This window comes from Crateriforma spongiae (assembly GCF_012290005.1).
Lineage (GTDB): Bacteria > Planctomycetota > Planctomycetia > Pirellulales > Pirellulaceae > Crateriforma > Crateriforma spongiae.
In genome coordinates, this window is record NZ_JAAXMS010000009.1 from 109,700 (window position 1) to 122,807 (window position 13,108).

The 13,108-nt window shown below is 60.6% G+C and carries 7 protein-coding genes; 5 read left to right on the forward strand and 2 right to left on the reverse strand.

The window, feature by feature from the left end:
- Positions 1–267 precede the first annotated feature (267 nt).
- Together HFP54_RS21380 and HFP54_RS21385 are read right to left on the reverse strand one after the other, a co-directional pair.
- A complete protein-coding gene (locus tag HFP54_RS21380; protein ID WP_168566721.1) occupies positions 268–3,903 on the reverse strand; it encodes a translocation/assembly module TamB domain-containing protein in 3,636 nt (1,211 codons plus the stop codon).
- Positions 3,904–4,032: 129 nt separating this feature from the next.
- Positions 4,033–6,093 (reverse strand): ATP-dependent DNA helicase, encoded by a 2,061-nt coding sequence (locus HFP54_RS21385; protein WP_168566809.1) that lies wholly within the window; start codon positions 6,091–6,093, stop codon positions 4,033–4,035.
- A gap of 208 nt (positions 6,094–6,301) precedes the next feature.
- Here HFP54_RS21385 and HFP54_RS21390 point away from each other — a divergent pair, with 208 nt between their 5' ends.
- The 5 genes from HFP54_RS21390 to HFP54_RS21410 all read left to right on the forward strand — a co-directional run bounded on the left by HFP54_RS21390 (position 6,302) and on the right by HFP54_RS21410 (position 13,055).
- Positions 6,302–7,414, forward strand: a complete 1,113-nt coding sequence (locus HFP54_RS21390; protein ID WP_168566722.1) for a hypothetical protein — start codon at positions 6,302–6,304, stop codon at positions 7,412–7,414.
- 250 nt (positions 7,415–7,664) lie between these two features.
- On the forward strand, positions 7,665–10,034 hold the full coding sequence (locus HFP54_RS21395; RefSeq protein ID WP_168566723.1) for a DUF1592 domain-containing protein: 2,370 nt from the start codon (positions 7,665–7,667) through the stop codon (positions 10,032–10,034).
- Between the two features lie 70 nt (positions 10,035–10,104).
- Positions 10,105–11,415 carry a DUF1552 domain-containing protein gene (locus tag HFP54_RS21400; protein ID WP_168566724.1) on the forward strand — a complete coding sequence of 437 codons (1,311 nt, stop codon included), beginning with the start codon at positions 10,105–10,107 and terminating at the stop codon, positions 11,413–11,415.
- 278 nt (positions 11,416–11,693) lie between these two features.
- Positions 11,694–12,773: an ROK family protein gene (locus HFP54_RS21405; protein WP_168566725.1), complete on the forward strand. Its 1,080-nt coding sequence runs from the start codon at positions 11,694–11,696 to the stop codon at positions 12,771–12,773.
- Between the two features lie 18 nt (positions 12,774–12,791).
- Positions 12,792–13,055: a YidH family protein gene (locus tag HFP54_RS21410; protein ID WP_168566726.1), complete on the forward strand. Its 264-nt coding sequence runs from the start codon at positions 12,792–12,794 to the stop codon at positions 13,053–13,055.
- Positions 13,056–13,108 lie beyond the last annotated feature (53 nt).

Genomic DNA, 13,108 nt, shown 5'->3' on the forward strand with positions numbered 1-13,108 from the left:
TAAATTCCGTAGTCTTCACCCTCCCTCCGGGAGGGTCACGGAGGAGCCTGCGACGACGTGGGGAGGGTCGGTCCGCTGAATCCGGCGAACAGCAGCCCCGGAACGCAGCCCTCCCTGAAGCCTCGTCCCTCGGCTCCGCCCAGCGCGAAAGCGGGAAGATAAATTCCGCGATCTTCACCCTCCCTCCGGGAGTGTCGAGCCAAAGCGAGGGGAGGGCTGACGCCGCAAATCAACCTCCCGCGCGCAAGGGTGAAAGACGCTGGCATCTCACCAGCCCAGGATCGGCCCAAGGTTCAGGGACTCGTTGAGCCGTTCGATGCCGCGGTTGATCTCGCTGTTGATCTTCTGGCGGCCACGGTCCAGGTAGTTTTCCGCCGCCGCGCTGGCCGCCTGCTGCCCCAGACCGGTCAGCGCCCGAGCCATTTCGCGGTTGTCCAACTGAGGCTGCCAGATCGTTCCGCTGATTGGGAACCGCAGCGTCTGGCCGCTTAGCATGCGTAGGTCGCTGCCCAACCACCGCTCGTTCAACGGCACCTGGGCCACCAAGTTCAAACGCCCGTCGGTGTGGACTCGGCCGCCGGTGAAGATCTGTGCCTGGTCGACCTGCATGACCAGTCGCCGGTGAGTCACCATCCGATCGGCCAACTCGAAATCGACCTGCTGGGCGGGCAACGACACCAGCTTTGTCTCGGTGCGATCCTTCGGCGCGCCGGTCAGCCCACGCAGTTGATCCAGCCCCGCGATGATCGGCGTCGTCATCGGTCCAGACAGCATCTGGACCTCCACGATGTCCAGCCGTCCGGCCACGTGGCTGTCGGCCGGTTGGTCCAAGTTCACGTCGCCGATGTCGACGTAGGCATCAAACGTGCCTTGGATCCGGGCCGCGTCGGCGACCACCGGGGCGACGTACTTCAACCAGCGATCGGCCATCTCCGGCGTCACACGGATCTGACGTGCGATCTGGCCGGGTGTCAGCCGCATTCGGATCGGCCCAGGACGATAGTCGACCGCTCCATCCAAAATCACGGCTCCGTCGCCCACCGGCACCGACGAACGATCGATCGTGACCGTCGTCTCGGTCATGTGAAAGGGGATCTGGGCGGGACCAAGATCGACACCGCCGACCGCGGCACTTTCCCAGCCGAGGTCGCCGGAGATGTCAAACGCAACGTCACCCGCTTTGGACATTCCCACACGGATGGCGACCGGCGTTTGATACTGGCCGGCGGCCGCGATGGGCGTCCCGGTCAGCGTTGTCAGCAAACGCGCGACTTCGTCCATCTTCAGCGATGTCGGTCCCTTCAGACGCACGTCATAGTTCCCCGGTTGCCAGGACGCCGGGCCGGAAAGTTCCGTCGTGAACCAACCGCTGGTCAGCTTGGTGTGATCCGCCTGGACCACGCCGGTGGTCGAATCCAACATCAAGCGACCATCCAACTTCAAATCGGGTTCGAACCACACGGTCCGTGGCGTTTGGCCGGCGGATTGCGGCGGCTGGATCACCGCGATGTTCGATCCCGTGGCAGTGGTGTCAATGCTGTAGCGGCCGTCGCGAAGGCCCGCCAGTTTCACCCGGCCTTCGCAGTAACCGTCGACCAACCATCCGTCGGCATCGGCGGCCGTGTCGGGCGTCGCATTGCTGTCCTGATAACTGGCTTGGCGGATCTCGGCCGACGCGGCGATGCGTGGCCGCACGCTGCCCTGCAGCTGACGCAAATCCGCCCGCCAGTGCATTTCCATTTGCTTGGTTTGTTCGGACCAGCGACCGGCCAGGGCAGCCGAGACGGTGTCACCTTTGACGGTCAATTCGTCGACCCGCAGATCATCGGCCGACGATGACACGTCCCCGGCAAAGTGAATGTCCAGATGGTTCTGTTGGTATTCGCGCTGGGGCGTGACCACGCGGACCGCTCGCAAGTCACCCGAAAGTGTTCGCAGCGTCGCACCGCCGGCGGACGCCTGCAATTCAGCGGCGATTTGGAACGAACCGTCGACACTGGCAATGGCCGACGGCGTCCAATTGGCGACCATCGAATGCAGCGTGCCCAGCGGTCCGTTGCCAGTCAGCCGCAACGGCAGTTTGGTTGCCGCCCCGCCATCGATCCGCGTCGGTTGTTGCAATTCGGCAGACAGGTGAACGCCATCACTGCGCAATTGGACGATCGCGGTATCCAATTCGCTAAGCGTTTGACCGTCCCACAAACCGGTCGCTTCGACCGATGCGTCCACGGCATCGCGTCGCAGTCGTCCGCCATCGGGCAGCGTCAGCGCCAAACGACTTCCCCGCCCGTTGCCTCGCAGTCGCCAGCGGTCTTGTCGATCCACGTTCCAATCAATCTGGCCTTCGATCGTGCCGCGCAGCGGAGATTCGGAAAGATCGAAGATCGGCTGCAGAGTCTCCGCCAGCTTGCCGAAGTCGACCTGCACGTCGGCTTGCCCGCGACGCAGGTCGCCACCGCCGGTGGCCTGGGCAAAAGGACTTTGCAATCGAAATTCGTCGGCACGAAGCGTTCCGCGATCTTCGGCGACCGTTGCGGTCAGTTGCACCGGAGCGACGTCCACGTTGCCGCCGCTGGTGCGGGCGCGGATCGCTTCGCTGCGAAGTGTGACGCGGCTGCGTGAACCACCGGAAGCATCGTTGACCAACGATTCCGCGGTCGCCACGATCCGACCGTCAACGATCGATACGCCGTCTCGCATTGGCAAGACGCCGGGCATCGCCGCATCCAAGCGAGCCAGATCGATTTCAGCCGACGCGCGACCGGCGATGCTGCGGAACCAAGCCAACAAGTGATCATTGGGGTCCACGAAAGACGTCGAATTGGAAATCGCACCGTCAAAATCAACGCGCGCAAAATCGGTGACCACGGTCAAATCACGGCCGACCACCGAATCCGTCAAACAAACTAGATCACCCGACAGTGTTGCCAATTCGTTGCCCCAGCGGCGAGTCGTCGTCCGGCCATCGGGTGATGGGCTTGCCATCGCCGCGACAAAGTTTCGAACCTTGACGCCGCGCAGTGAGACGTCCATCACCCCATCGTCAAAACCGGTCGATGTGATTTGGCCCGTCAATTCGCCGCCCATCTCTTCCGGTAATAACGACGGATCATCGGTCAAACGGGGTCCGATCAGTGCCATGATCGACAGCGGCAGCGATTCCAGATCGACGGCGGCTTTCCACGCTTCACGTCCATCGGCCTGGGCGACGGTATCGGAATTCGGTGCCCACTGGACGTCGGCTTGAACCGATCCTTCGCTGCCGCCGGGTTCTCGCAGGACTCCCGACGCATTGGCGTCAACGGCATCCGGCTGGATCGTGATTTCCGCATTGGATTGATTCAACGACCACGTCTGGTCGGTGCGGACGTCATGCACATTCACGCCGACTTCTTGCAACCGGACCACCGCTGATACGGTGGTTGATGATTGTGAATCGGATTGCATCAAGGCATGCAGATCGTCTTCCAACCCGCAACGCCCGCCGTTCCACAGACAATCCACACGCAGTCCGCGGACATCGATCGCGCCCAGTTGGTCCATCGACGACGTCACCAGATCCCACGCCGTCAACGATGTGTCCACACGATCGACGCGGATCCGGCTTTCGGCGTTTCGTCCATCGATGGTGACCCGTGTCAACTGAAGCGGTGTCAGCCAACCGACACGGACGCCGTCGGCATCCAGGTCCAGGTCATAGTCGTCACCGATGTCTTGCAAGAACGATCGCGCAAACCCGGTGTGGCTGACCAGACTGGGCAGCGACAAAACGGCCAGCACCAAGAAAGCGGCCGTGACCAGCAAAATCAGGTTGCGGCGTCGCATCCGGTCTTCGCGACGACGATTCGTCTTTTGACGCTGGGAACGGTCCAGCTGATCCAACAATCGGTGGGATTTCAGCACAACACGCATCCTTGCGATAAGCTTCTTCGACGAACGACAACGACAGAATCAGCGTCTAGCTTACCGATTGTCGGCCCTTGGCCCCAAGATGTCTTTTTGCGTCCGTCTGGCCGGGCTGCTGCCAGCAGCTTATGCGGTGCCCTTGCTGCGTCGTCGACGCACGCGTCTGACCGGCAAATCGGGCAGCGACTGGATGAACGTCCGGCCGTACGGCTTGCTCAAGATTCGCGGATCCAGCATCACGACCATCCCCGTGTCCTGCTTGGAACGAATCAGACGGCCGAATCCCTGTCGGAACTTCAGCACCGCGGCGGGCACCTGATAATCGACAAACGGATTGCCACCGCCGGCGCGAATGGCGTCCAAACGTGCTTCCAGCAACGGATGATCGGGCACGGCAAACGGCAGTTTGGTGATGATCACGTTTTGTAGGGCATCGCCGGGGACGTCGACCCCCTGCCAAAAGCTATCGGTGCCGAACAGAACGCCACGCGGATTGGCCCGAAACGCATCCAAAATCTGGGACCGCGTCTGGGTGCCGGCTTGGCTGTACAGCTGCAAATCATGCTGGACCAACCACGACCGAATCGCATCGGCACAGCGCCGAAGCAGGTCGTAACTGGTGAACAGCACAAACGCATGTCCATCGGTGTGCCCGATAAAACGTTTCAGCTGTTCGGGCAACGCCTTTTCAAACGCTTGGCGATCGGCGGACGGATCGGGCATGTCATCGACGATCACCAACTTCGCCTGCCGGCGATAATCGAACGGGCTGCCGACGCGTACTGATGCCCCGCCTGTCAGGCCGATCCGCGAACGAAAGAAGGCGAACTTGTCATCATCGCCACTGGCGATCGTGGCACTGGTCATCACCACGCTGTCGATCATTTCGTTTTGAAACAGCTCCGTCCGCAACACTTCGCCCACGTTCACCGGCGACGCCGCCAAGGTCACGCGGTCCAGCCCACGCCGGCTGCCGGATCGTTCGACCCAGTACACCGAATCGTCCAAATCCTGGTTGATCCATTGCCGCAAACCTCCGGCCAATGCGATCGTGCGTTGGAACGCGGATTCCAGATCCTGTCGCTCCGATGCATTGTCTTGTCCGTCGGCTTGCTGGCGCAGTCCTTTGGCCAGCCGTTCCATGACCTCGCTCAGTTCGTTGGCGACAATCCCCGGACGTGTGACGCGTCCATTTTTGGGTCCATCCTTTTCCCACCAATCCAACACGTCGGCGAACAAATTGCTGGACGCAAAACGACATTGATTGACGACCTGTTGCAGGCCGCGCAGCCCCTTTTCGACCAGCAATCCTTTGTTCGTTTGGTCGTTGTACAAGCGATTGAACAGATAATCGAACTGTCCGCTGGTCAGCCGCAGCCCCAAGTGATCGCCGGCCACCGATTCGATCGTGTGACATTCGTCCAAGATCAGGGCGTCGTAATCGGGCAAGATCGCCACACCCTGTTGCCGCAGTGCCAGGTCGCTGAACAGCATCGCGTGATTGACGATCAACAGTTGGGCGTTCTCCGCACGCCGGCGGGCGCGAAAGTAAAAACAGTCGGCAAAGTGCGGACAGGCTCGCCGCAAACAGTTGCCCGTGTCGCTGGCGACTTCGTCCCAGACCACCGCATCGGGTTTCTGGGGCAACGATGACAGCGAACCATCGCCGGTTTCCTTGGACCAGGCTTTGATCCGGCGAAGCTGGTCGTATTGCCGATCGGTTTCGAACAACGAAACTGATTTGGCGATCGCTCGTTCCATTCGTCGCATCGACAGATAATTGCGACGTCCCTTGACCAAAACAGCGCTGAATTCGCGTGGGATGACACTGTTCAACAGCGGCACGTCCTTGGCAATCAGCTGTTCTTGCAGACTGATCGTGTCGGTGGAAATCACGACCCGGCGTTTGCGTGGCTGATCATCCTGCCCTTCCGCAGGATCGGCACCGGTCGGTCTCTTGACGACTTGCTGATCCGACGTCGCATGCAGAATCGCGGGCACCAGGTAGGCAAAACTCTTTCCCGTCCCCGTACCGGCTTCGGCGATCAAATGCTGCTGATTCTCCAGCGCGTCGGCGACCGCGGCGGCCATCGTCAATTGCGGGCGTCGCGGCTCGTACTGTTTCAGGCGGCGGCTGATGCTTCCGCCGTCGCCCAAAATAGATTCGACGGTCAATTCATCCGACAACGAACAAAACCCGACAAAGAAGAACAAGATACGGGTCGGTGGCCCGAATCCCCAAACAGCCTGCTTAGCCACACAGCCGCATTCCCCACCAGAACACGGCACGAAACGGCCGACGGTGCCGCGAAACACAGCGCCGCGGTGGCCACCGGTTCGGGCAGGGGAGTATAAATTGCCCGCCGGATCAAGACCTTTCCACGACGGATAAACCATGACCACGATCCAACAGTTGTGCCCGGGATGCGGCCGCCAACTGCAGTTGCCCGCCGAAGCGGTCGGAAAAACCGCTCGTTGTCCGGCGTGCGAGGCCACGTTCCAGGTGACCGGTGACGCGGCGGACGTCCAGCCCGATCCGTGGGCGGCGGGGACCGCGCCGGTGTCCCCAGGATCCGCCCCCAGCGGCAGCGTCGGTTCGAGCCCCGGTGCCGGACCATCGCCGGCCAATCCCTATCAACCGTCGGCATCGACCAGTCCCGCGGTGACGATCGGTCCGTACCAAGTCGTGGACGTCTCGTTCGAGCAGATTTTTCAAACCAGCTGGGCCATTTTCCAGCAGCGGTGGGTCAATTTGTTGTTGACGACACTGGTGGTCATGGGCGTCGGGATCGCGATGGTCGCGTTGTTCTTTCTGCTGTTCGGTGGCGTGGGGATGTTCTTCGGTGCGGCCGGAGCAGACGGGATGAGCGTTCTGGCGATCGTGCTGGGCGCGGTGATCTTCATCCCCGCCATGATGCTGTTGTCCGGATACATCTGGACCGGCTGGGGCCGCGCGATCATTGCGATCGCCCAAGATCACCCGAACCCGCTGTCGGAAATGATGCCTCCGATGTCGTTGGTCATGCGGGTGATCCTAAGCTCGTTGCTGATCGGTGCGATCGTGTTGGGCACGGTCATGTTCTTCGGAATTTTCATCGGTCTTTTGGGAGCCGCCGCGGGACCGGATGCCGCCGCGACGCTGGGCGGAATCGTCGGCGTGGTCTTTCAATTGGCGGCTCAATTCGTCTTTCAGTTCTTCATGTGGCCGTGGCTGTATTCGATCTGCTGTGGCAAATCGACGGCGATGGGCGCGATTGCGGATTCGTTCCGTATCGCCATGCACAACAAGCTGACGTCGCTGTTGATCGTCGTGGTTTCGATCGGGCTTTCTTTGGTCGGAACACTGATGTGCTACGTGGGTCTGCTTGTCACCACTCCTGCATCGATGCTGCTGACCGCGGTCGCGTTTTTGATGATGAGCAGCCAATACGTTGCCGATCCTCGGTTCGTATCCGATCCTGGCTTCCCGGGACAGCAACCGCCGCCCCAGCAGCCGGCCGGATATTGACGCGTCGACCGCCAATGCATCTGGTGGACGAACGCGGCGGCAGTGAACAAAACACCACGCAACGAAACTTGTGTCGGGATTGATCTTTGGACACAATGAAGCGCACGGGCTCGCGGATCACGCGGCCCGCCCCGCCTTTGCAAAGATTCCCGCCTTGCGATCCTTCCCACCTTCGGCATCGGGTCCTCCCATGCGCCAACCCTTCGTCCGCGCCACGCGCCGGCGTGGCTCACGCTTGTACGGATGGTTGATGGTTCCCGCCACCATCCTGACGTTGTCACTTGTTTCCGACCGGGCGGTCGGTGTGGAGCCGCCGGAATCGATCTCGGTGTTTCAGCAAGACTACTGCCTGGATTGCCACCAGGGGCCAGACGCCGAAGCCAGCCTGGACCTGGAAACCTTATCGGCGGACTTGGACGACCAGGAAGCGTTTGCACGTTGGGTGCGCGTCGTCGACCGAGTCCGCGACGGCGAAATGCCACCGGAAGACTATGGTGCGGCAGATCCCGACGACGCAAAGCGATTTTTGAAGAAGGCGTCGCGTTGGTTGGCGGACCATCAAACTCGGCAAGACGATTCACTGGGTCGCGTGCGGGGCCGGCGGCTGACCAACCGCCAGCTGGAAAAAACGCTGCAGGATCTGCTGGTGATCCGCACCCCCTTGGCTCCGCTGATGTCGGGCGAACCTCGGCTTCACGGTTACGTGGGCATCGCCGACGCCCAGCCGATGTCACCGTATCAATTGCAAACTCATCTGGATGTTGTCGACGTCGCGCTGGATGCGGCCTTTCAAAAGGTCTCGCGAACCGAACCGCTGATGGAGCGACAATGGGACGCGGCGGGCATCGCGCGGAAGAACCCGCGTCGGCGCTGTCGCGAACCAGAAATGCGGCAAGGCCAGGCCGTTGTCTGGTCCTGCAGCATGCCGTTTTACGGTCGGATGGAAGCCACCCGCGTCCCACGAAGCGGTTGGTACGACATCCGATTCACCGCATCGGCGGTCAAACCGCCCAGCGAAGGCGGCGTTTGGTGCACCGTTCGCCGTGGCCAGTGCGTTTCCAATTCACCCCTGATGACGTGGATCGGATCGTTCGAAGCGCAAAGTGAACCACGCACGTTGGAATACCGGGCGTGGATACCCAAGGGCGAAAAACTGGAAATCCGGCCCAACGATTCGACCCTGAAAAGGGCTCGCTTCGCCGGTGGCCAAGTGGGCACCGGCGAAGGGGAACCACAGAACGTTCCCGGTTTGGCGATCAGTGAACTTTCGATGCGTGAAGTCCAGCCCGCAGGATCAGCCGCGGATACCGCCGCCGTTTTGTTCGGGGACCTCGCCATCGCAAAGCAGGGACGTGACGGCGTCGTTTCGTTCCAAGTCGATCCTTCGGCCAACCGACAACAGCTTTCCGACCAACTGGTCCGGTTCGCACAACTGGCTTTCCGTCGCGATATCGAACCGGATCGGCTGGTCGGTTTCCAGCAAATGCTGTCTCAGCAATTGGACGACGGCGTACCTGCGGTCGATGCGTTGCGTTCGACGTATCGGGCCGTGCTGTGTTCGCCGCGTTTCTTGTACTTCAGCGAACCGGTCGGCCGTTTGGATGATTTCGCGATCGCATCACGACTGAGCTATTTCCTGTGTCAAAGCATGCCCGATCAGGAATTGCTGGAAGCAGCGCGACGCGGCCAACTTCGCAATCCCCAGACACTGGTACAACAAGCCCAGCGATTGCTTGATAGCCCCCGCGGCAGTTCGTTCATGTCCGACTTCGCCGATCAGTGGTTGGAACTGGACCAGATCACCGACACCGAACCGGACCGACGTCGTTTCAGAGAATTTGACCCGATCGTGCAAGATGCCATGCTTGCCGAAACGCGAGCGTTCTTGAATCAACTGTTGGAACACAACGCTCCGGTGCAACAGATTGTCGCCGCAGACTTCACCTTTTTGAACAGCCGTTTGGCACGGTATTACGGGATCGACGACGTCCAAGGCGACCAGTTGCGACTGGTCCATCTTCCCGACGACTCGGTTCGTGGCGGACTGATGGCCCACGGCAGCGTCTTGAAGGTCACGGCCAACGGCACCGACACGTCGCCCGTGCTTCGCGGCGTTTGGCTGTGCGATCGCATCTTGGGAACGCCAATCCCACCGCCACCGTCAAACGTCCCGGCCATCGAACCGGACACACGAGGTTCCACATCGATCCGTGAAATGTTGATCCGTCACGAAGAAGATCCGAACTGTGCCGGATGTCATCGCAAAATTGACGCGGCCGGTTTCGCGTTGGAATCCTTTGATGCATCGGGCCAATTTCGGACTCGCTATGAACGTGGCAACAGTCGCAACAAAGGCCCGGCGGTGGACCCCAGCGGCACGCTGCCCGACGGAGACGAGTTCGATGACTTCACCGAATTCCGTCACTTGGTCAGCCACCAGGATCATCGACTGGCCGAAAACTTGGCGGATCACTGGATCACCTATGGCACGGGCCAGCGAATCCGCTTCGCCGATCGCGCCAAGGTTGAATCCATCGTCCAACGGACCGCAGACTCACAATACGCGATCAATGATCTGCTGATGGCTGTCATCACCAGCCCGTTGTTCCTGGAAAAGTAAACCGCACCCGAATCGCCCGCTGATAACTGTTCGCCCGCCGAAAACAGACCGCCCGACAGGCACCACCGCAATGAATTTGAACACTGCAAAAATCGTTTCGTCGCGAATCCGTTCTCTGCTGCATCGCCGTACGGTGTTGCGTGGAAGCGGTGTGGCGATGAGTCTGCCGTGGCTGTCGGCCATGGCGGGATCCTTCGCTGATGACATGGAAAGCGCCGCCCCACGCCGGATGGTCACCACGACGCTTGGCTTAGGCCTGGTCGACGGCAACTTGAATCCGACACAGACCGGTCGCGACTACGCGGCATCGCCGTACTTGAAATCGCTGGATGACTTGCGCGATCGATTCACGGTCATCTCGGGGACGTCGCACCCGGGCGTCAGCGGAGGCCACCGTGCCGAAGCCAGCATCTTGACCGCGCGGCCGATGGGGACGACCGGCCAGGTCCGCAACACGATCTCCCTGGACCAACACGTTGCCCAACAGTTCAGCGGACAAACCCGATACGAAAGTCTGGTTCTGGCGACGTCGGGGACGGGCAGCCCCTGTTACACCCGTCACGGTGCGATGATCCCGCCGGAAACGTCGCCATCGCGTTTGTATGAGAAACTGTTCGTCGATGAATCCGATGCTCAGCGAAAACGCCAAGCCCAAAAGGTGCTGCAAAGCCGCAGCATCATGGACTTGGTCGGTGACGACGCCAAAGCGTTGCAACGTGAATTGGGTGTCGCCGACCGCGACCGCTTAGACGCCTATTTCACCAGCGTCCGTGAACTCGAAAAACAAATGCAGACCAACCAACAATGGGCGCTGCAACCCAAACCGTCGGTGGACGTGCCGCGACCAGTGGACGTTGCCGACCCGAACGATTTGATCCAGCGATTTGATGTCATGTGCGGCATGATCAAACTGGCATTGGAAACCGATTCCACGCGGGTCATTTCGCTTCACCTGCCGGCCGGTGGCGGCGTGGTGCCGATCGACGGCGTCGACCAGGGTTATCACAGCCTGTCGCACCACGGACGTGATGAAGAAAAGCTGACTCAGCTGCAACGAGTGGAAACAGCCATCGTCCGGCAATGGGGTCAGTTCATGCGTGACTTGGCGGCCAGCGAAGATTCCGGGACCAGCCTGTTGGATCAAACGACGTTGCTGATGACCAGCAATCTGGGCAACGCGTCGAATCACGACAACCGCAACATGCCCGTGCTGTTGGGCGGCGGCAAATTCCGACACGGCACCCACCTGGGCTTTGACCGCAAGAACAACTATCCGCTGCCGAATCTGTTCGTATCCATTTTGCAGCAGATGGGTGTCCCGGCGGATCAATTTGCCACCAGCACGGGAACCATGACGGGGCTGGATTTCAAGGTCGGGTGACCTCGGCAGGGGTGCCGACGATTCGACTCACCAACGCCGTGAAATTCGGTCGACCGGCGTGGGGAAAGACCGCCGTCATCTTGTCCGGCGGTGGGATGTGCGATATCAAATCCGCTCCCCCGACGACTGGCGAATTGACAATCACCATCGCCGACTCGGTCAGAACCAGCCTCGCAATCGCCTGACGCACCCTCGCGACAGGCCGGGATGATCGCTCACGTCCGCCATCGGCGGGCTTTGATGGCGGATCTCCCGATCGGCCTTCAAGGAAACTTCACGTGTCATATTTCATCGGCGTCGATGTGGGCGGAACAACGTCCACGATCTGCATGGGTGACCACCAGGGTCAACTGATCGAACTGTCGGATCAATTCCGCACCCGTTCCAACGACGGTCCCGGTGCGACCGTGGACGACATCGTTGCCGAAATCCTGCGTTCGGCGGATCGCCTGCATCTGTCCTTGGAAGACTTTCCGGTCGTGACCTTGGCAACGCCCGGGCCGGCCACCATCGATGGTGTGCTTCACGGGTCACCCAACCTGAACCATCCGGATTGGAACCATTGTCCGATCCGCGAAATGTTACAGGAAAAGTTGCGTGAAACCGCGCCGGCGATCGAGGTCCGCTATCTGGGCGACGGCCAGGCCGCGGCTTTGGGCGAATTCGCCGTGCGGCGTGGCGACTTGAAGATCGATGCGAAATTGGCCCAGCACACCGGGCTGAATTTGGATCGCCCCAACAAACAACTCGATTCGCTGTTCATGATCGCCGTGGGCACCGGATTTGGTGGTGGCGAAGTCCGTGAAGGCAAGGTCGTCCGCGGTCGCAAGGGTCGTGCCGGACACGCCGGACACATTCTGTTGCCGGTCGACGCCTTTCGTTATCCCCAGGATCGCGAATTGAAAGTCGGCAACACCTTCAACGCGGTCGAATCCGCGGTGTCACTGACCGCTCTGACACACCAGTTGGCTTATCGTTTGAAGCTGGACGATTGGAAGGACCATCCGCTGAACAGTGTCGACGGCACCGACAAGGACCGCGCCAAACAGCTTCGTGAATTGGCGGCCGACGGCGACGCTTTGGCCATCGAACTTTTCGACGACCAAGCCAAAGCATTGGGCATGGCGTTGTTGATGCTGCAGTACATCGGTGATTACGACCTGTTGGTCGTCGGTGGTGGCGTCTGTGACCTGGCGCCCGATGTGCGTCAACGTTACCTGCGGATCGCCCAAGAATCGTTCTACGATCATGCGTTGGACGGATTCCGGGACTTCACTGACATCGAATTTTCCGACTGTGGCGACAGCGCCGCGGTCATCGGGGCCTATGTCGACGCCTTGTCGGCAAACGAATCTTAATCAGCAGGCCGCGAACCAATGGTCGCACCGGAGCCGGAAAAGAACTCAACGGATCGCCGAAATGACCTGGCGTTGATCCGCACCGACTTGGCCAACGAACGCACCTTGTTGGCCTATGTGCGGACCGCGTTGATGTTCGCCGGAAGCGGGATCACGCTGATCAAGTTCTTCGCCGATCTGCCGTGGACTCGAAGCGTCGCCTGGGTGCTGATCACCGCTGGCGCACTGATGCTGTTGATTGGGATCGTGCGATTCATCCGACTCGGCCGCCGCATGCACTGACATCGCAAATGCGGAAAGCTTGCGATCGATTCGCGATGCCCGATCAGCCTGTT